This is a genomic window from Agrobacterium sp. CG160-95, assembly GCF_053521725.1.
In genome coordinates this window covers 867,256-884,941 of sequence record NZ_JBNWDU010000001.1, presented here as the reverse complement: position 1 = coordinate 884,941, position 17,686 = coordinate 867,256, and the positions used below count along the sequence as shown (strand labels likewise).

Below are 17,686 nucleotides of genomic sequence, written 5' to 3'. Positions count from 1 at the left end.
AAACGGCTTTGATCGCAGGCAACGAAACATGTCTCGCCCCTTTGGCCTCTTTTGCCGGGGGCGGGCATGAGCGCATCCATTGCAAGATATCTCAAGGATTTCGGTGACGTGCAGCCCGCGGGACTCACGTTCGGCGAACCGTTGGCGGATGTCGACGGCATTTCCGGTTTTGGCGATATTGCGTCCGGTTTCGATGAATTCGAGCCGCTCGACGTCGAAAGCGAAAAACAGGCCGCCTATGCCCGTGGTCACGAGGATGCGACCCGCGAGATCACGGAGAAAATGCAGGCCGAGCGCGAGGAGCTTCTTGCCGCTCATGCCGCAGAACTCGAAGGCTTACGTTCCGTCTATCTGGAAGAAATTGCCGTTTTCCTGTCGCTGAGACTGCGTGAAGGCATCGATGCGATCGCCACCAATCTCAGCGAACAGACCGCCAATATCCTTGCCCCGGTTCTGACCGAAGAGCTGTCGCTGAAGGCGGTTTCGGCGCTTGCGGATGTCGTTCGTGCTTCCATGCCGGATGGCGAGGCCGTGACCCTTGTCGTGAAAGGCCCGAAAGATTTGTTTGAGCAGCTGAAGACGCAGCCGGGCTTTGAAGAAGAGACGATGAAATTTACCGAGACGGCAGATATCGATCTCTCCGTTGAGTTGGGTGAAAGCGTGTTCGTCACGCGCATGTCCGCCTGGGCGTCCAGTCTTCGCAAGGTGATGAAATGAGTGAAGGCGAAAATCACCACCACGGCAAGAACGAGATCATCATCGTCAAACGCCACAAGGGCGGGCACGATGGCGCCCATGGCGGCGCGTGGAAGATCGCTTACGCCGACTTCATGACGGCCATGATGGCGTTCTTCCTCGTCATGTGGCTGGTCAATGCCGCAAACGAGGAAACCAAGGCCTCGGTCGCCAGCTATTTCAATCCGATAAAGCTGTCCGATGAGAAACCCTCGTCCAAGGGGCTGGAAAAACCCGTGGACAAGGAAGAGGGCGTCGAGAAGAAAGACCAGTCCAACATAAAGGCGGAAAAGGTCACCCAGGGTTCGGCCGCTGCGACAGGTGAAGACCTGACCTCGCAGACCGGGGAGCAGTCGAACTTCTCCGAAGCGGACTTTTTCGAGAATCCCTATTCCGTTCTGGCGGAAATTGCCCAGCAGGTCGGGCAACAGGCCAATGTCAGCGCCAAGGGCGAAGGTGGTGCTGCCGATTCCGGCCCGGCGACGGGTGCGAGCGGCGGTGAGGCTTACCGCGATCCCTTCGATCCCGATTTCTGGACCCAGCAGGTGAAGATCACACGTGCGGACCAGCAGCAAAATCCGGTCGAACAGCAGCAATCTGCCGAGAACAAGCAGCAGGACGCTGCCAAGGATAATGAAGCGGTTGCGGCTAAATCGTCTCAGCAGCCAGCCGATGGTTCAGATCACGGCAAGGCCATGGAAGTCGCCGCCGTTGTGCCGCAGCAGCGGCCGGGTGCCGCCGAGCAGGCAGCACTTACGCAGCCTCAGCCGGAGCAGCAGCAAGGTACTGCTGCGCAGAAGGAAGAGGCCAAAGAGCTGCGCCAAGAGATCGAGAAGCAGATATCCGGCATCAGCGGCAAGCTCGCCGAAGGTCTGGTGGTGACGCCCGCCGAAGGCGGATTGCTGTTGACCATTTCCGACCAGACGGAAACGCCGATGTTCAATGTCGGATCGGCTGTGCCCCGCGGCGAAATGGTTCTGGCCATGGAGAAGATCGGCAAGTTGCTTCAGGAGCGTGGCGGCAGCGTGGTGATCCGCGGCCATACCGATGGACGCCAGTTCAAGGGTGAGGCCAATGACAATTGGCGGCTTTCCATGGACCGCGCGCATAGCGCCTATTACATGCTGGTTCGCGGCGGCCTGTCGGAAGAGCGGGTGAAACAGGTTTCGGGTTTTGCCGACCGCAGATTGCAGGTGCCGGCAGACCCGCTGGCGAATGCGAACCGCCGTATCGAAATCCTGCTTGAGGCCGATCGGGGGTGAGTGTGACGAAATCCTCGAAACGTTGGGTTTTTCTTGCGGCGACACTGTGTGGTCTCGGTGCCGAACCGGCGAAGGTTTTTGCGCAATCGCAAGACAACCTCATGCCCTATGCCATGTTGCGCTCCCTGCAGTTCGTGCAGGATTCGGTCACCATGGGAGACCATTCGGCAACCGAAATGCAGCGGTTTCTACTCCAGACGATCGACGAGCGGCTGAAGAGCGCACCTTCGGCGATCTTCAAGGATCCGCGCAATGTCGATGCGGCGCTTGTCTACGCGATGAGCGGCGGCAATCCGGCCACGCTCGAATTTCTCGTCGCGCGGGATGTTGACGGCAATTTCGACAGCCGCGTCGCCGATATTCTGCGCAAATATCTGTCCGGCAAGGGAACGCTGGTCGCCCAGAGCATCGCGGCCATGGTGCCCGAGTATCGCGGCACGAGAATTGGCGCCTATCTTGCACTGATCGGCGGCAATGTGACGATCCCCCGCGATCCGGTGGCTGCCCTCGGTTTCTATGACATAGCCCGGCTCGAAGCGCCCGGTACCATCGTGGAGGAGGCTGCACTCCGCCGCTCGCTTGCTATCGCCGTTGAAGACGGCGATGCCGGACGTGGCGTTGAATATGCACAGCGTTACGCGCGGCGGTTCCTGCATTCGCCCTATGCCAGCCAGTTCGCGGACCTTCTGGTCTCACTTGTGGTCAAACGTGTCGATTCCATCGGGCACGACACGATAGAGGAAACATTCGCCATGATGGACGCGGAGAGGCAGAAGGAAGCTTATCTGCGCCTGTCCCGTCTCGCGGCGATCAGCGGCAAGGATTCGCTGGCGCGCATGGCGGCGTTGAAGGCGAAAGCGCTGTCGCCGGATATGCCGGACCAGCCGCAAGTTCAGGCAAATCTCTATGAAAGCCTTTCCAATATCGGCACGCCCGATGTGGTGAGCGCGATTGAAACAATCGGGCAAATTCCCGAGGCCCAGCTTTCGGATCGCGACAGGGCCCTGCGGGACGCGGCAAGGGCAATCGCCGACCAGGTGGTTCGTCCGCCTTCCCCGCAGCCTGGCGCCGATCCCGGTGTCACGGCAGGGCAGGGGGCCGGGTCGGGCGCGCCCGCGAATGAGGCGGCCAGTGCAGAGACCAAGGGCATATGGAGAGTTGAAAACCACAAGGCTGAGGATGAGGGCGAGAACGTCCGGCAACTCGTGACGAGCGGCCGCAGTAAGCTCGATGAAATCGACAGCCTTTTGAAGAAAGGCGAGGGGGCACCATGATCGACGCAACCATCAACGCGATAGTGAATGCGCCATATAACGATCCGCGCGCTGGCAGCGCCAGTGTGAGGGACGACGCCAAAGGCGGAAGTTTCGGCGACACTCTCGCGACGGTCAGGGAAGAGCGCCCGCCGCAGGCACCGCATTCGCGTCATCAGCAGGAAGCGGGATCGGCTGAGGAGCAGCATGCTCAACCGGATGACGATGCGGAAAAGACGGATGTGCCGGTCAAGCGGCCCCCGAGCTTCCTGAACGTGATCGTCAAGGACCATTCCGGAGAAGGCCATGGTCACGAGGCGCTGGCGGAACTTCAGAATGCGATTAAGACGGCGCATACATCGCCTGAAAACGGCAAACCTGGCAAGAAGGTCAAGGACGCCGACAAGGAGAGCCAGACGGCGGCGGATGCAATCGATCCGAAGCTGGCAGAGCTCCAGACGCTCACGGCCAATGTCGGCGAAATCGTGACAGCCAAGACGCCCCTTGAGGAAATTGCGCAGGCGATTGCCGGCAAGGCCGATGTCAAATCCGAAAAGGTCGAAACTGTCAGGGGCAAGGCTGAGCCTCTGGCGAAGGACATGCACGCACGGACCGAGCTTGCCGGAAACGAAGCCGGATCCGGATCGGGCACTGAAGGCGACGCCTCGGCATTCCGCTTCGCATCTCCTCGTTCCGGCACGGCCCGCGCTCTCGATATGAGTACGGTTCAGCGGGATGGCCGCGTCGAGTTCGATGCCCGGGAAAGCAGTGGCAAGGCGACCGAGACGATTACCGTTCTCGATTCGCGGCGGTTCATTGGTCTGGCACCTTCATCCAACGCCTCGGCTCTGACCGGCCTCATCGCCAATGATTCTGAATGGGTTAGCGCCATGCAGCCCGGCTCGTCGCTGTCCAATGAGGCGGCCCAGAGCAGCACCGGCAAAGTCGTCCATACGCTGAAGCTGCACATGACGCCGATCGAGCTGGGATCGGTGACGATGTCGTTGCGTCTTGCCGGCGATGAGCTTGCCGTTCACATGACGGTGGAGAACGTGGCCGCCTACAAAAAGCTTCAGCAGGACAGCAAGAGCATCCTCGAGGGCCTCAAGGCGCAGGGTCTGACGGTCGATAACATCACGATCAGCATTGCTTCTTCTGACAAGAGTGACCAAACGGGCACACAAGCCAACAATCAGCAAAATCAGCAGGCGCAGCAGCAGGGCCAACAGGCCGCCGCAGGGCGCAACCGTGACGAGTCCGGCACACGGGGCGGACGGCAGGGCAATGGTGATAATTTGGGGGTGCATAATGAAGGCATGGATAGCGCTCTTGGCTCTGCCCGCACTTCTGCTGACAACGGCGTTTACCTCTGAAAACGCCTCCGCTTCGGCAACGTCAGGTGTCTGTGAAAGGGAAATTCAGTCCGCCGCCCGGAAATACGGCGTGCCGGAGGGAATTCTCTATTCTGTCGGCCTGACCGAGACAGGTCGCAAGGGTCGGCTTGACCCCAACGCCATGAATATTGAGGGAAAACCGGTATTTGCCTCCTCCACCGAGGAGGCATTGACCACTTTCGAGACGGCAAAGCGCAACGGCGCCAAGCTGATCGACCTCGGATGCATGCAGATAAACCACTATTTCCATGGCGAAAACTTCACATCCGCGCGTGAAATGTTCGATCCGCGCCGCAATGTCGAATATGCCGCCATGTTCCTGCGCAATCTCCACAACAGGCACGAAACCTGGACCATGGCGGTCGCCCGCTATCATGCCGGGCCCAACAACGACCCGGCTCAAAAGAAATATGTCTGCCGGGTGATCGCCAATCTGGTGGCGACGGGCTACGGAAAATGGACCGCCAACGCGAAAAATTTCTGCGACGGATAACAACCATCGATTGTTTTTATGCGGTCAAGGACTCGCAATTTGAAATGTGGCGAGAGAAAGCCCTAAAAAAGGCGCCGCAAGCGATTTTTTCGGATTTTTGAAATTTTTACACAAAAATTTTGTACCGTATATGGTTAACAACCACTATATATAGATCAAATCGGCACAAAATGGTTAATCAATTATTAATAACTATCGATGATTTCCTACAGTTGTCGCTGAATCCCCCGATTCGTACCAATGCCGCATTGGAAAACACCACACTGATTCGGAGGCGGACGAATGATCGTAGTGGTTGATGAGCGCGAGCTCGTTAAAGACGGCTATACTTCTCTATTTGGGCGTGAGGGCATCCCCTCGACCGGTTTCGATCCGGTCGAATTCGGGGAGTGGGTCTCGACGGCAGCGGACAGCGATCTGGCGGCCGTAGAGGCATTCCTGATCGGTCAGGGCGACCGGAGCTTCTCCTTGCCGAAGGCGATCAGGGATCGCACGACGGCACCGGTGATCGCGGTCAGCGACCAGCCATCGCTGGAATCGACGCTGGCGCTGTTCGACAGCGGCGTCGACGATGTCGTGCGCAAGCCGGTTCACCCCCGTGAAATCCTTGCGCGTGCGGCGGCGATCCGTCGCCGCCTGCAGGTTATCTCGAATTTCACCGATGCGGGACCGATCCGGGTTTTCTCCGACGGTCGTGATCCCGAAGTCGGTGGCGAGGTCTTTGCCTTGCCGCGGCGCGAGCGCCGCATCCTTGAATATTTGATTGCCAATCGCGGACGCCGCGTTTCCAAGGCGCAGATTTTCAATGCCATCTACGGCATCTTCGATGATGACGTCGAAGAGAACGTCGTGGAAAGCCACATCAGCAAGCTTCGCAAGAAGCTTCGCAAGAAGCTCGGCTACGATCCGGTCGATTCCAAGCGTTTCCTCGGTTACAGCATTGATTGGCAATAATATTCATTCATCCGCGTAGTCTTTTTCAAACGCGGTATTTCAGACAGCTTCACGCAAGCCAAACGCTTTACCTTCTCCCTGAAGATGACCACGAGGGTTTTTGAATGAGTATTTTCGGCACTATGCGAACCGGTGTGTCCGGCATGAATGCACAGGCTAACAAGCTGGGAACCGTTGGCGACAACATCGCTAACGCAAGCACCACCGGCTACAAGCGCGCATCGACGTCGTTCTCCTCGCTCGTTCTGCCCTCTTCGTCGGGCAGCTATGCCTCCGGCGGCGTGCAGTCCAACGTTCGCTACAGCATTTCAGAGCAGGGCAACCTGTCCTACACCACGTCGAGCACCGATCTTGCCATTCAGGGCAACGGTTTCTTCGTGGTTCAGGATGGTGGCGGCACGCCTTATCTCACACGTGCCGGCTCGTTCGTGAAGAATGCGGAAGGCTACCTGGAAAACGCAGCGGGCTTCCAGCTGATGGGTTACCCCTACGGGGCAAATGCGCCAGCTGCCGTCGTCAACGGCTTTACCGGCCTTGAGGCCGTCAACGTCAATAATTTCGGCCTGACAGCATCGCCCTCCACGCAGGGCAGCTTCCCGGCCAACCTCAATCGCGATGAAGCCGCTGTTGCGGCGGGCTCGCGTCCGAGCGACAACCTTGCAACATCGACGATCGGTAACAAGACATCGTTGACGGCGTACGACAGCGGTGGCGCGAAGGTTCTCTACGATTTCTATTACACCAAGACCGGCGCCAATACCTGGGAAGTGGCAGTCTATCGTCAGGACCAGTCGACCAATGGCGGCTTCCCTTACACGGCGACCCCAGCAGCGAACCTTGTCAAGGAATCAGTCACGCTGGCATTCGACCCGGCGACCAATAAGCTCACACCTACCTCTCAAAAGTCGATCACCATCAACGACACGGTCAGCGGCGTCCCGCAGGCAATAAGTATCGACCTGTCCGACATGTCGCAGTTCTCGACGAAGTTCACGCCCGGCACCGCGATCCTGAACGGTAACGGCCCGAGCCAGATCAAGGACGTGGAAATCGGCAAGGACGGCGTAGTGACTGCAGTCTATCAGGATGGTGGCCGCCGCAACATCTACCAGCTGGCGGTTGCCACGGTGCCGAGCGTCGACAACCTCTCCCCTCAGAACGGCAACGTTTATCTGCCGAGCAACGAGTCGGGCGTCGTCACCATCGGTTTCCCGCAGACGGGCAGCTTCGGTTACATCCAGAAGGGTGCACTTGAGGGCTCGAACGTCGATATCGCCAGCGAACTCACCGATATGATTGAATCCCAGCGTATCTATACAGCGAATTCGAAAGTCTTCCAGACCGGGTCGGATTTGATGGATGTCCTGATCAATCTGAAGAGATAGTAATTCTCACGAGGACAAATGAATGTCGCTCACGTCAGCAATGAATACTGCGCAGTCGATCTTCAACAATACAGGTAAGCAGACGGACGTTACTTCGAAAAACATTGCCAATGTGGGTAATGCGAACTACGTCAAGCGAACCGCCATTCTCGGCACGACCATGTCAGGTGCAAGTATTGTCGCCAACGGCCGTGCCCAGAATGAGAGCCTCCTGAGGCAGACGATCTCCAGTGCATCCCTCGCTTCCGGCCAGAAAACCGTTCTGACCGGGCTCGAGGAGATGAAAAGCCTTTTCGGCGGCAACGATTACGAGAGTTCGCCTGCCACCTATATGAAGGAACTGCTGAAGAGCCTTGACGGTTACGCCTCAAAGCCGAGCGATTCCGCGCTTGCTGCGACTGCGGTTACATCAGCCGTGGACGTCGCCAATTCCCTGAACAAGGCTTCGTCCGAGTTGCAGGCGATGCGCCTGCGTGCCGACAAGGAAATGTCCCTTCAGGTCGACAAGCTGAACGGCCTGCTCGCGAAATTCGAGGAAGCCAACAACGAGGTCAAGGCGCAGACCGCGATCGGCGGCAATCCAAGTGATGCTCTCGACCAGCGCGAGACGCTGCTGAAGGACATTTCGTCCATCATCGGGATCAATGTCGTCAATCGTGAAAACAACGACGTGGCGCTCTACACGGCGGATGGCGCGACCCTGTTCGAAGTCGTGCCGCGCAAGGTTACTTTCAAGGCGCAGCCGGGCTACGACGCGACGGTCACGGGGAACGCGATCTACGTTGATGGCGTCGCGATCAAGGCGAGCAGCGGCAGCAACACGACAGCGGAAGGTTCGCTTCAGGGTCTGATGCAGGTTCGTGACGACCTGGCGCCAACCATGCAGAGCCAGCTCGACGAAATTGCGCGCGGCCTCATCACCATGTTTGCGGAAAAGCCGGCCAGCCCCACCAGCACGCTGCCGAAGATGCCAGGCCTCTTCACCTACGGCTCCCCTGCGGCCACAACCATTCCGGCAAGCGGTGTTGTCTCTCCCGGGCTCGCTGCGAGCATTACCGTCAACCCTGCGTTAATTATTTCCAAAGGTGGAAACCCGGAATTGTTGCGCGACGGCGGTATCAACGGTACCGCTTATGTAATCAACAGCACAACTTCAGGCGGAACCGGGTTTTCCGCACTGATCGACAGCTATGTCACTGCTTTTGACGCGCCCATGAATTTTGCCGCGTCGACACGTATCGATACGAATACAAGCATCCTGAAATACGGCACCAACTCGGTGGGGTGGCTCGAACAGGAACGATCCGGCGCAACTTCGGCAAACGAAGCGAAAAGCGCGCTCTATGAGCGCTCCGCCACCTCCTATTCGAACAATACTGCCGTCAGCCTGGATGAGGAGCTTTCGCTGCTCATGGATATCGAGCAATCCTACAAGGCCGCCACGAAGCTGGTGACCACCATCGACGACATGCTCAAGTCGCTGATGGATATGGTGAGGTAATAGATGAAAACGTCCTTCATTTCATCGCTGGCGATGCAGAACAGCATGCGCAGCACCATCCTCAAGGCCCAGCTTGAGATGACGAACCTCAATACCGAGCTGACCACGGGCAAACATGCGGACCTGGGCGTGACGCTGGGTGCCAACACGGCCCGCAGTCTTGACCTTAATCGCGATGTCGATCGTCTCTCTTCGCTCGTCAGCGTCAATTCCATCGCCACGCAGCGCCTCAAGTCCTCTCAGGCGGCACTTGATGGCATGGCAAAGGCCGCCCAGGAAATTCAGAAGGTTCTTGTTCCGAATACCAGCAGCGCAGCACCAACGCTGGCAACGGTCGCCAAAACCATTTCGAATGCGTTCAACACCTTCACCGGTTTTGCCAATACGGCAGTCAGTGGCGAATTTCTGTTTTCCGGCATCAATACGGATGTGAAGCCTATCGATGACTACTTTGCCGAAGGATCGACGCTGAAGGCAGCCTATGAGGTTGAGCTGAACGCGTTCATGGCGGCACAGACACCTGCGGTCGGTAACATTGCCGACCTGTCCAAAGATCAGGCCGCGGCGTTCATGACCCGTATCGAAGGCGTGTTCAACGGTACTACGCCGGTTACGAACCCACCGCACAGCGATCTGACGGCCGGCCAGAATTACGATTTCTGGACGACCTATGGGTCGAAGGCGAGCGACACGAACATGACGAGCCGCATCAGCCAGAACGAGGTGGTCGAGACATCGACCAACAGCAACTCGCAGGGCATGCGTTATTTCGCGATGACAGCAATGACGGCGATGACGTTCCTTGATGACAAGGTCCCAAGCGACGTTCGCGAACTGGTGGCGACCAGGTCGGTGACCAATATAGGCACGGTCATTAGTGGTTTGAACCAGCAGCAGAGCCAGCTCGGCCTTTCCGAAAGCCGTGTTTCGAAAGCGAACGACTCGCTCGCCGCCCAGAAAAAGATCATCGAGACTCATCTGCTGGATATCGAGGGGATCGATACCTACGAGGTGAAGACACGCCTGGATCTGCTCCAGCAGCAGATTGAAATTGCCTACAGCCTTACGTCGCGTCTGCAAAAAATGAGTCTGGTAAACTACCTCTGATGAACAGGGGTGGCGGCAGATAAAGGATACATGAATGTACCAGTTTTCCTACGCCGAAATCATGGAGGATGGTGTCGCAGACGCGAAGGATCGCGAGCGGCAGGCGTTGACAAAATCGATCGATCTACTGGTGGAGGCAAAGGATTCCTCTTCCCAGCGCCACACGATCGAAGCGCTTTTTTACACTCGACGGGTCTGGATCCGCTTCATTGAGGACCTCAAGCAGCCCGAAAACCAGCTGGCCATGGAACTCAGGGCAAATCTGATTTCGATCGCGATCTGGATTTTGAAAGAGTGCGAACTGATCCGGAAACGTCAGTCGACGAATTTCCAGGGTATAATTGACGTGACAACCATCATCAGGGATGGACTGAAATGAAAAGTACACTTCGAATCTCGCTGAAATCGGGCGAAAAGATTTTCATCAACGGCGCGGTTTTGCGGGTGGATCGCAAGGTGGCCCTCGAATTCCTGAACGATGTCACGTTCCTGCTTGAAAACCACGTCCTGCAGCCGGAGCAGGCGACGACGCCGCTCAGACAGCTTTATTTCATCGCCCAGATGATCCTCATCAACCCGGAAGGACGCGAACAGTCGACGAACCTGTTCCGCAAATCCGTGAGCATGCTGCTGAATTGCTTCCAGCATGATGAGATTCTGGCCGAACTCAAGCGTATCGACGGTCTGGTTGCCTCGGGTAAGGCTTTCGAAGCGCTGAAGGCCATTCGTGGCCTGTACCCGACCGAGGAAAAGATCCTCAACAATCAGGAAATGACCCCCGCAACGATCGAGCAGATTCGCAAGGAGATCGCACCATGGCGGTAGATGCAGTCACGTCGGCAGCCTCTAATCCCTGGGCAAATGCCGGGGCGAGCAGCAACGACAAAAGCGCGGCCTCGCTTAACTACGACAGCTTCCTGAAGCTTCTCATCGCCCAGATGAAAAACCAGGATCCGACCAGCCCGATGGATGCCGGCCAGCAGATGTCGCAGCTTGCGAGCTTCTCGCAGGTTGAGCAGACGATCAAGACCAACACCCATCTGAAGAGCATGCTGCAGGCCGAAGCCCTGACGCGCGCTTCCGACCTGGTTGGCAAAACGGTCAAGAGCGCCGACGACAAGGTCACCGGCGTGGTAAAGGAAGTCGAAGTCTATTCGGACGGCGTCGTCGCCATCACAGAAGCTGGTGACAAAGTGCTGCTGCAGGCCGGTGTGACCTTCTCGAACGGTCCGATCGCGACTACACCTGATAGCGGCACCGATTCGGACGTGCCTGCAGGTTCCTGACATTGAAGAGGCGGCATGATGCCGCCTTTCCGGAATAAAGGATGCGACGATGAACGAGGCCGATGCGCTTGATATCATGCAGGCGGCAGTCTGGACGGTTCTCGTCGCGGCCGGTCCCGCCGTTCTCGCGGCCATGATCGTTGGTGTCGCCATCGCCTTCATCCAGGCCCTGACCCAGGTTCAGGAAATGACGCTGACCTTTGTCCCTAAAATCGTAACGATCATGATCGTTCTCGGCGTTGCCGCCCCGTTCGTGGGCGCGCAGATCGCCCTTTTTTCCAATCTAGTTTTTTCGCGGGTTCAGTCGGGCTTCTGACGCCCGTCCCGTCTGGATGCCATCCTCGCGCAAGCTTCAGCGACTAGGGATAGGCTGAAGCATCGGGCTGAATTGCGTCAGCGATTTTAGAAAACCGGTGCCGCGGAACCGTGCGGCGGCTTTTCCGTCGCCCTTCTCATGAAGAGACAGGACGATTTTATGGCGCAACCACCAGTCATTTCCTTGCCCAAGGTAAGCCCGAGCATGCGGGATGTCGGTTTCGCATTGGGCATCGTGTCGATCCTCTGCGTGCTGTTCCTGCCCATTCCGGTTGTTCTGGTGGATGTCGGTCTGGCCTTTTCCATAGCACTTTCGGTCCTCATCCTCATGGTGGCGCTCTGGATCCAGCGTCCGCTGGATTTCTCGTCTTTTCCAACCGTGCTGTTGATCGCGACCATGATTCGCCTGTCGCTGAACATCGCGACGACGCGTGTCATCCTTTCGCACGGCAACGAGGGGCCGACGGCGGCGGGCGGCGTGATTGCGGGCTTCTCCAGCCTCGTCATGTCGGGCGACTTCGTGATCGGTTTGATCGTCTTTCTGATCCTGATCACCGTCAACTTCATCGTTATCACCAAGGGTGCCACCCGTATCGCCGAAGTCGGCGCGCGCTTCACGCTGGATGCCATTCCCGGCAAGCAGATGTCGATCGATGCCGATTTGTCCGCCGGCATCATCGATGAAAAGGAAGCGCAACGCCGTCGCCGCGAGCTGGAAGAGGAAAGCTCGTTCTTCGGTTCGATGGACGGTGCTTCCAAATTCGTACGCGGCGATGCGATCGCCGGCCTGATCATCACCGCGATCAATATTTTCGGCGGCATCATCATCGGTTACTTCCGCCACGGCATGCCGATCGGCGAGGCTGCCGATGTTTTCGTAAAGCTTTCGGTCGGCGACGGTATCGTTTCGCAGATCCCGGCCCTTATCGTGTCGCTGGCGGCCGGCCTTCTGGTGTCGCGCGGCGGCACCTCGGGATCGACGGATCAGGCCGTCATCAATCAGCTGAGCGGATATCCGCGTGCCTTGATGGTCGCAGCCATGCTGATGGGGCTTCTTGCCGTCATGCCGGGATTGCCCTTCCTGCCCTTCACGCTTTTGGGCGGCATCATGGCCTTCGGCAGCTGGTATATTCCGCGCCAGGTCGAAGCGGAAAGTGCGCAGCGCCGTCAGGAAGAGGAAGACAAGGTTCTCCAGACCAACGAAGCGGAAAAGGACTCCGTCAAGCAGGTCCTCAAGACGTCCGAAATCGAACTTGCCCTCGGCAAGCAGGTTTCGACCCGCCTCCTCGGTGCGCATCAGGAACTGGCTTTCCGTGTCGGCAAGATGCGCAAGAAATTCGCGACCCAATACGGCTTCGTCGTGCCGGAGATCAAGGTCTCCGACGACATCATGATCCCGGAAAAGGCCTACCAGATCCGTGTCCATGGCACGACGATCGCGTCGAGCAATCTGCGCGTTGGCGATGTTCTTGTCGTAACGGGGGCAGGGCGCAAGCCGAGCATTCCGGGCGACGAAATCCGCGAACCCGCCTTCGGCATGCCGGCCGTTTCCATTCTCGAGACATTCACCGAGGATTTGAAGCGCGAAGGTTTCCACCCGATCGACAATGTCTCTGTGGTGCTGACGCATCTGAGCGAAGTCATTCGCAACAATCTGCCGCAATTGCTGTCCTACAAGGACGTCAAGATCCTCATCGACAGGCTGGACCCGGAATACAAGAAGCTTGCCGACGAAATTTGCTCGTCGCACATGTCCTATTCCGGCCTGCAGGCCGTGCTGAAACTGCTGCTCGCCGAACGTGTGTCGATCCGCAACCTGCATCTCATTCTGGAAGCGGTCGCCGAACTTGCCCCGCATGTGCGCAAGACCGAGCAGATCGTCGAACATGTACGGGTGCGCATGTCGCAGCAGCTCTGCGGCGATCTTGCCGACAATGGCGTATTGCGTGTGCTTCGCCTCGGCAACAAATGGGACATGGTCTTCCATCAGGCGCTCAAGCGCGATCAAAAGGGCGAAATCGTCGAATTCGATATCGATCCCCGCCATCTCGAGGAATTTTCCGAGCAGGCATCGAAAGTTATCCGTGAATTCATGGATCGCGGACTACCCTTTGTCCTTGTCACGTCGCCGGAAACACGGTCCTATGTGCGCATGATCATCGAACGACTCTTTGCGACCCTGCCGGTTCTCTCGCATGTGGAACTGGCCAAGGGGCTGGAGATCAAGATTCTGGGCGCCATTTCATGATAACCGACCCGCAAGGGACAATTATCGCATTGTTCCTTGCAATTTGCCGTATCGGCGCCTGCTTCATGACCATGCCGGGCTTTTCCAGTTCGCGCATCTCGCCGCAGATACGCATTCTCCTGTGCGTTGCGGTGTCCATGGCGCTTCTGCCGGTACTGTGGGATACGATCTATCCGAAAGTCTCCGGCGCAAGCCAGGGCGCCGTTGTCGGCCTCATCTTCACCGAGATCGTCATTGGCGCGATGTACGGGCTGATCGCGCGGTTTTACACGCTCGGCTTCCAGTTCACGGGCGCGCTCATCGGCGCATCCATCGGGCTTAGCGCTCCCGGCGGAGCGGATGCCGTTGAAGACGTGCAGGAAAACCAGATATCGAACTTCATCACCTTCGGTGGGCTCATGGTGCTGTTCATCCTGGATTTCCACCATATCGTCCTGCGGGCGCTGGTCGATTCCTACGCAACGACACCGGTCGGCGCGCTCATCAGCGGCCAGAAGATGCTGATAACCCTGACAGACACGCTGCGCGCCTCCTTTTCCATCATGCTGCGGCTTGCCAGCCCCTTTGTAATTTACGGTCTGATGTTCAACGTTGCGGTCGGCCTCATCAACAAGCTGGCGCCGCAAATCCCGGTCTACTTCATATCGACGCCTTTCGTTCTCGCGGGCGGTATTTTCATGCTTTACCTGTCGATCGCGGCCCTCATCCGGCAATTCGTGGATGGTTTCGGCCCGGTCTTCATCGGCTTCTGATCTGGAGAAAACGCCATGGCTTCGGACAAGCGTTCGGCCAAACTCAAGCGCCTGGTAACGGTCCAGCGCCACATGGAGAAAATGGCCGAGGTGGAACTGGCCGACACCACCCGCGTGCGTGCCGAAGTGGCGCAATCCATGGAGAACGTGCTTGAAGCGATGAGTTCCATGGAGCCGGTCCACCAGACGTTCTCCAGGCACTATTCGGATCGTTACGGCCGCCTTGTCGTCAAGGACCGTCAGCTCTCCGGCGTGCAGCAATTGCAGGAAAACAAGGTGCTGAAGGAAAAGACCAAGGCCGACCGGCTGGAGGACAGGATGCACCTCGCGCGCGATCTCGAGGATCGTGAGGCCGACGACAATGCAATCTATGATCTGTTAGAAATCACGAACGCATCCCGGACACCAGCCTCCAGCAAGGTTGGCGATCCATAGTCTGTCCCGTTGTTGCATCGTTGGGCGTCCAGAGAGACGTATTCAGCGGTGTTTCTTGATTGAGCGAACGCCCCGGTTTTAATGCCGCCCGTTCGTCAGCTCGGGAGTTCTGGACGTGGCGATATCGGTTATAAGCGATCTGGTGATGGATGTGGTTCGCGCTGCGGACCCTCAGGAAGTGCAGGTCGCCCAGGAAAAATTGAAGGCGAACAAGGCGGCTTTCGCTGCGACGAGCCTTGCCGATTCGGGCAAGGGCTTTGGCGCTGCCATTGATATGCTTGACAGCGCCACCTCGAAGGCAGGTCTCGGCAATACCAACATCCGCTCTGCCCGTACCGAAGTTCCGGAAACATATCGCAAGTATGAGGCTTCCGTGCTTCAGACCTTCGTTGCCAACATGCTGCCGAAAGACAGCGAGGAGGTCTACGGCAAGGGCAACGCCGGCGAGATCTGGAAAAGCATGATGGCGGAACAGTTTGCCGACACGATCTCCAGAAATGGCGGCGTTGGCATTGCAGAACAGGCCTACAAGGATGCGTTGCGGAAAGCCGAGAGCAAAGGCATTACCGACGTATCCATGAATGACAAAGACCATAATGCTGCAATTCGGATGGTGGCGGAGTTCGAAAGGCAGGTCCTCGGCGTTTCCAATGATAAAACGGACGAGGCTTGAGCATGATAAATCATAACGAGGAGACAAGCATGGACCTTATGTCGAACGACCACCGCATCAAATCCGTTCTCGGCCGTCTTGAAATGATCATCGACAATGAGAATGACAATATCGGTAAGGACCCCCAGTTCGATTTCAAAGTCTCCAATGCCCATAAAAGCCGTTGCCTCTATGAGTTGACGATGTTGTTCCGCGATACGCCCCATGAGGAAATCGCCGCCGGACATCTCGATCAGGTGCAGGGCATCAAGTCCAAGCTCGCGACCAATGCCAGCCGCGTCGAGGCGCATCTGAATGCGGTTCGCGCTGTTGCGGATCTTCTCAAGACCGCGATCCAGGAAGCCGATACGGACGGCACCTATTCCCAGGAACAGTTCATGTACGGCGCAGCCTCCTGATGTTGAAGCTTCTTCTCACCGGCGTCTGGGTTTGCGCCGTCACGCTCGGCGCGGTGTATTTCTCCGTCCAGATGGCGACGGCCCCCTCGTCGGGAGATGAGGCGGGGGCGAAAAAGGCAAGTCTGCAACTGGTCAAAGGCGAAAGCATCACCATCCCCGTCATCAATGACGGTGGTGTGAACGGTTATTTCCTCAGCCGCATTTCCTTGCGTGTCGACAAGGACAAGATGGCGAAGATCGAACTGCCCGCAACGCAATTGATGACCGACGAACTCTTCACGCTTCTGGCGGGTTCTTCCATGGTCAACATCGCCAATATCTCCACCTTTGACCCTGATGTCTTCAAGCAGCGCATCCGAGAGGGGCTGAACAAGAAACTCGGCGACGAGGTGGTCGGGGACGTCCTGATCGAGCAGCTCGATTATCTGTCGAAGGCCGATATTCGCGAGCAAAAGGGCAACGGCTCGCCCCGGTCGGTGAAGCTTGTCGAAGGCGAGAAAGTCGACACCGGAAAAGAAGCGGCCCCAAGCCACTGACGGCGGCGCGGTGCAGGCCACCGGTCTGGTTAATCGCCCCTTTCTATTTTCCGGAATATTCGATCGGTTGCCTTCAGGGTAAATTCAACCAGCATCTGTATAAACAGATCCATGAGCTGCTGTCCCGCAAACCATGCGCCGGATTGGCGGCGGTGGATGTGGCATTCGGGGGCTGGCATGAATTTCGCAGCAGATTTTGCGCGGACGGGATCGCAACGGAATATTCACGGACTGCGCGTCTGTGATCTGGACTGGAACGGGGCGCTGGAAATGGTCAGCGGCCAGGCTTCGGCTTGTGACGGCCACACGATGCTCTCGTTTCTTACCATCCAGAATGCCAGGCTGTCCCTCAAGGACATTGCTTACAGGCAGATTCTGGAAAGCTGTCTGCTTCTGCCGCAGGGCAGGGGTATGAATGCCGCCGCACGGGCCGAAAACGGCAAGCCTCTGCCCGAGACCATCGATGGCGTTGCCTTCGTCATGGCACTTCTGACCTATATGGCGGTGCCGAAACGTATCGGCGTTGCGGGGGATGATGCAGCACAGGTCGGAGAGGTCCTCGCCAAGCTGCGCGCACATGCGCCCTGGCATGATTTCGTGATGCTGAATCGGGATACTTCGGGCGTGAAGGTGGATGTCGTGCTGGCGGGCATGCTTGCGGAAAACCAGGAGAAATGGCTGCATCGCAGCATCAATCGCGACGATGCGCGTCTCGTCATCGCGGTCGGTCCCCTGTTCAAGGTGCTGGCGTCCGAAGTGGCTGGCATGCCCGAAATCTTTCGCAAGCTGCATATGAGCTGGCTTTACAGCCTTTGCGCCGAGCCCTGGCACATCGCGCTCGGCAAGGGCTGAGGCGGGTCGGCAAGGCCCGCGTTAACCATTTGTTTGCCACGATCCTTTAACCTCCCGTAAGGTTTTGAAAGCCGCCTGTTGCGGGCGGCGCCGAGCGTGGCAGACGG

Annotated in this window: 20 protein-coding genes; all 20 read left to right on the top strand. The window is 57.7% G+C overall.

The window, feature by feature from the left end; all coding sequences use genetic code 11:
- Window positions 1-66: 66 nt before the first annotated feature.
- Window positions 67-717 carry a hypothetical protein gene (locus ACQZ63_RS04410; protein WP_019564304.1) on the top strand — a complete coding sequence of 217 codons (651 nt, stop codon included), beginning with the start codon at window positions 67-69 and terminating at the stop codon, window positions 715-717.
- On the top strand, window positions 714-1,997 hold the full coding sequence (locus ACQZ63_RS04405) for a MotB family protein (RefSeq protein WP_113555502.1): 1,284 nt from the start codon (window positions 714-716) through the stop codon (window positions 1,995-1,997). Before ACQZ63_RS04410 ends, ACQZ63_RS04405 begins: the two co-directional genes overlap by 4 nt.
- Window positions 1,994-3,271, top strand: coding sequence for a chemotaxis protein MotC (gene motC, locus ACQZ63_RS04400; RefSeq protein ID WP_113555501.1), 1,278 nt, complete (start codon window positions 1,994-1,996; stop codon window positions 3,269-3,271). The genes ACQZ63_RS04405 and motC overlap by 4 nt, the downstream gene beginning before the upstream one ends.
- On the top strand, window positions 3,268-4,623 hold the full coding sequence (gene fliK, locus ACQZ63_RS04395) for a flagellar hook-length control protein FliK (RefSeq protein WP_113555500.1): 1,356 nt from the start codon (window positions 3,268-3,270) through the stop codon (window positions 4,621-4,623). The genes motC and fliK overlap by 4 nt, the downstream gene beginning before the upstream one ends.
- On the top strand, window positions 4,559-5,137 hold the full coding sequence (locus ACQZ63_RS04390) for a lytic transglycosylase domain-containing protein (RefSeq protein WP_448799091.1): 579 nt from the start codon (window positions 4,559-4,561) through the stop codon (window positions 5,135-5,137). Before fliK ends, ACQZ63_RS04390 begins: the two co-directional genes overlap by 65 nt.
- A 282-nt stretch (window positions 5,138-5,419) precedes the next feature.
- Complete coding sequence (rem, locus tag ACQZ63_RS04385) at window positions 5,420-6,091, top strand: transcriptional activator Rem (RefSeq protein ID WP_003515107.1); 672 nt, start codon at window positions 5,420-5,422, stop codon at window positions 6,089-6,091.
- Window positions 6,092-6,195: 104 nt separating this feature from the next.
- Window positions 6,196-7,476 carry a flagellar hook protein FlgE gene (locus tag ACQZ63_RS04380; RefSeq protein WP_003515108.1) on the top strand — a complete coding sequence of 427 codons (1,281 nt, stop codon included), beginning with the start codon at window positions 6,196-6,198 and terminating at the stop codon, window positions 7,474-7,476.
- 22 nt (window positions 7,477-7,498) lie between these two features.
- Window positions 7,499-8,977 (top strand): flagellar hook-associated protein FlgK, encoded by a 1,479-nt coding sequence (gene flgK, locus ACQZ63_RS04375; protein ID WP_003515109.1) that lies wholly within the window; start codon window positions 7,499-7,501, stop codon window positions 8,975-8,977.
- 3 nt (window positions 8,978-8,980) lie between these two features.
- A complete protein-coding gene (locus tag ACQZ63_RS04370) occupies window positions 8,981-10,084 on the top strand; it encodes a flagellar hook-associated family protein (RefSeq protein ID WP_003515111.1) in 1,104 nt (367 codons plus the stop codon).
- Window positions 10,085-10,118: 34 nt separating this feature from the next.
- The gene (gene flaF / locus ACQZ63_RS04365; protein WP_003515112.1) at window positions 10,119-10,463 is read left to right on the top strand and encodes a flagellar biosynthesis regulator FlaF; all 345 of its coding nucleotides are present in this window, start codon (window positions 10,119-10,121) and stop codon (window positions 10,461-10,463) included.
- Window positions 10,460-10,909, top strand: a complete 450-nt coding sequence (gene flbT, locus ACQZ63_RS04360; protein ID WP_097171503.1) for a flagellar biosynthesis repressor FlbT — start codon at window positions 10,460-10,462, stop codon at window positions 10,907-10,909. The genes flaF and flbT overlap by 4 nt, the downstream gene beginning before the upstream one ends.
- Window positions 10,900-11,370: a flagellar hook assembly protein FlgD gene (flgD, locus tag ACQZ63_RS04355; protein WP_003515114.1), complete on the top strand. Its 471-nt coding sequence runs from the start codon at window positions 10,900-10,902 to the stop codon at window positions 11,368-11,370. Before flbT ends, flgD begins: the two co-directional genes overlap by 10 nt.
- Before the next feature lie 49 nt (window positions 11,371-11,419).
- Window positions 11,420-11,686, top strand: a complete 267-nt coding sequence (locus tag ACQZ63_RS04350) for a flagellar biosynthetic protein FliQ (protein ID WP_003515115.1) — start codon at window positions 11,420-11,422, stop codon at window positions 11,684-11,686.
- Window positions 11,687-11,845: 159 nt separating this feature from the next.
- Complete coding sequence (flhA, locus tag ACQZ63_RS04345; protein WP_003515116.1) at window positions 11,846-13,933, top strand: flagellar biosynthesis protein FlhA; 2,088 nt, start codon at window positions 11,846-11,848, stop codon at window positions 13,931-13,933.
- Window positions 13,930-14,685, top strand: a complete 756-nt coding sequence (gene fliR, locus ACQZ63_RS04340) for a flagellar biosynthetic protein FliR (protein WP_003515118.1) — start codon at window positions 13,930-13,932, stop codon at window positions 14,683-14,685. The genes flhA and fliR overlap by 4 nt, the downstream gene beginning before the upstream one ends.
- A gap of 15 nt (window positions 14,686-14,700) precedes the next feature.
- Window positions 14,701-15,120: a hypothetical protein gene (locus tag ACQZ63_RS04335; RefSeq protein WP_003515120.1), complete on the top strand. Its 420-nt coding sequence runs from the start codon at window positions 14,701-14,703 to the stop codon at window positions 15,118-15,120.
- A 115-nt stretch (window positions 15,121-15,235) separates the two neighbouring features.
- Window positions 15,236-15,793: a rod-binding protein gene (locus tag ACQZ63_RS04330; protein ID WP_003515121.1), complete on the top strand. Its 558-nt coding sequence runs from the start codon at window positions 15,236-15,238 to the stop codon at window positions 15,791-15,793.
- A gap of 29 nt (window positions 15,794-15,822) precedes the next feature.
- Window positions 15,823-16,191: a hypothetical protein gene (locus tag ACQZ63_RS04325; protein WP_003515122.1), complete on the top strand. Its 369-nt coding sequence runs from the start codon at window positions 15,823-15,825 to the stop codon at window positions 16,189-16,191.
- The gene (locus ACQZ63_RS04320) at window positions 16,191-16,727 is read left to right on the top strand and encodes a hypothetical protein (RefSeq protein WP_003515123.1); all 537 of its coding nucleotides are present in this window, start codon (window positions 16,191-16,193) and stop codon (window positions 16,725-16,727) included. Before ACQZ63_RS04325 ends, ACQZ63_RS04320 begins: the two co-directional genes overlap by 1 nt.
- A 177-nt stretch (window positions 16,728-16,904) precedes the next feature.
- Window positions 16,905-17,579, top strand: a complete 675-nt coding sequence (locus ACQZ63_RS04315) for a WecB/TagA/CpsF family glycosyltransferase (protein ID WP_019564297.1) — start codon at window positions 16,905-16,907, stop codon at window positions 17,577-17,579.
- Window positions 17,580-17,686 lie beyond the last annotated feature (107 nt).

Excerpts from the sequence above, each read along its gene's own strand:
- ACQZ63_RS04315 (WP_019564297.1), top strand. The coding sequence starts at position 16,905 with ATGAATTTCGCAGCAGATTTTGCGCGGACGGGATCGCAACGGAATATT.
- flhA (WP_003515116.1), top strand. The coding sequence starts at position 11,846 with ATGGCGCAACCACCAGTCATTTCCTTGCCCAAGGTAAGCCCGAGCATG.
- flbT (WP_097171503.1), top strand. The coding sequence starts at position 10,460 with ATGAAAAGTACACTTCGAATCTCGCTGAAATCGGGCGAAAAGATTTTC.
- flgK (WP_003515109.1), top strand. The coding sequence starts at position 7,499 with ATGTCGCTCACGTCAGCAATGAATACTGCGCAGTCGATCTTCAACAAT.
- rem (WP_003515107.1), top strand. The coding sequence starts at position 5,420 with ATGATCGTAGTGGTTGATGAGCGCGAGCTCGTTAAAGACGGCTATACT.
- ACQZ63_RS04405 (WP_113555502.1), top strand. The coding sequence starts at position 714 with ATGAGTGAAGGCGAAAATCACCACCACGGCAAGAACGAGATCATCATC.
- ACQZ63_RS04380 (WP_003515108.1), top strand. The coding sequence starts at position 6,196 with ATGAGTATTTTCGGCACTATGCGAACCGGTGTGTCCGGCATGAATGCA.
- fliR (WP_003515118.1), top strand. The coding sequence starts at position 13,930 with ATGATAACCGACCCGCAAGGGACAATTATCGCATTGTTCCTTGCAATT.
- ACQZ63_RS04370 (WP_003515111.1), top strand. The coding sequence starts at position 8,981 with ATGAAAACGTCCTTCATTTCATCGCTGGCGATGCAGAACAGCATGCGC.
- ACQZ63_RS04350 (WP_003515115.1), top strand. The coding sequence starts at position 11,420 with ATGAACGAGGCCGATGCGCTTGATATCATGCAGGCGGCAGTCTGGACG.
- fliK (WP_113555500.1), top strand. The coding sequence starts at position 3,268 with ATGATCGACGCAACCATCAACGCGATAGTGAATGCGCCATATAACGAT.
- ACQZ63_RS04325 (WP_003515122.1), top strand. The coding sequence starts at position 15,823 with ATGGACCTTATGTCGAACGACCACCGCATCAAATCCGTTCTCGGCCGT.
- ACQZ63_RS04410 (WP_019564304.1), top strand. The coding sequence starts at position 67 with ATGAGCGCATCCATTGCAAGATATCTCAAGGATTTCGGTGACGTGCAG.
- flgD (WP_003515114.1), top strand. The coding sequence starts at position 10,900 with ATGGCGGTAGATGCAGTCACGTCGGCAGCCTCTAATCCCTGGGCAAAT.
- ACQZ63_RS04390 (WP_448799091.1), top strand. The coding sequence starts at position 4,559 with ATGAAGGCATGGATAGCGCTCTTGGCTCTGCCCGCACTTCTGCTGACA.
- ACQZ63_RS04320 (WP_003515123.1), top strand. The coding sequence starts at position 16,191 with ATGTTGAAGCTTCTTCTCACCGGCGTCTGGGTTTGCGCCGTCACGCTC.
- ACQZ63_RS04335 (WP_003515120.1), top strand. The coding sequence starts at position 14,701 with ATGGCTTCGGACAAGCGTTCGGCCAAACTCAAGCGCCTGGTAACGGTC.
- flaF (WP_003515112.1), top strand. The coding sequence starts at position 10,119 with ATGTACCAGTTTTCCTACGCCGAAATCATGGAGGATGGTGTCGCAGAC.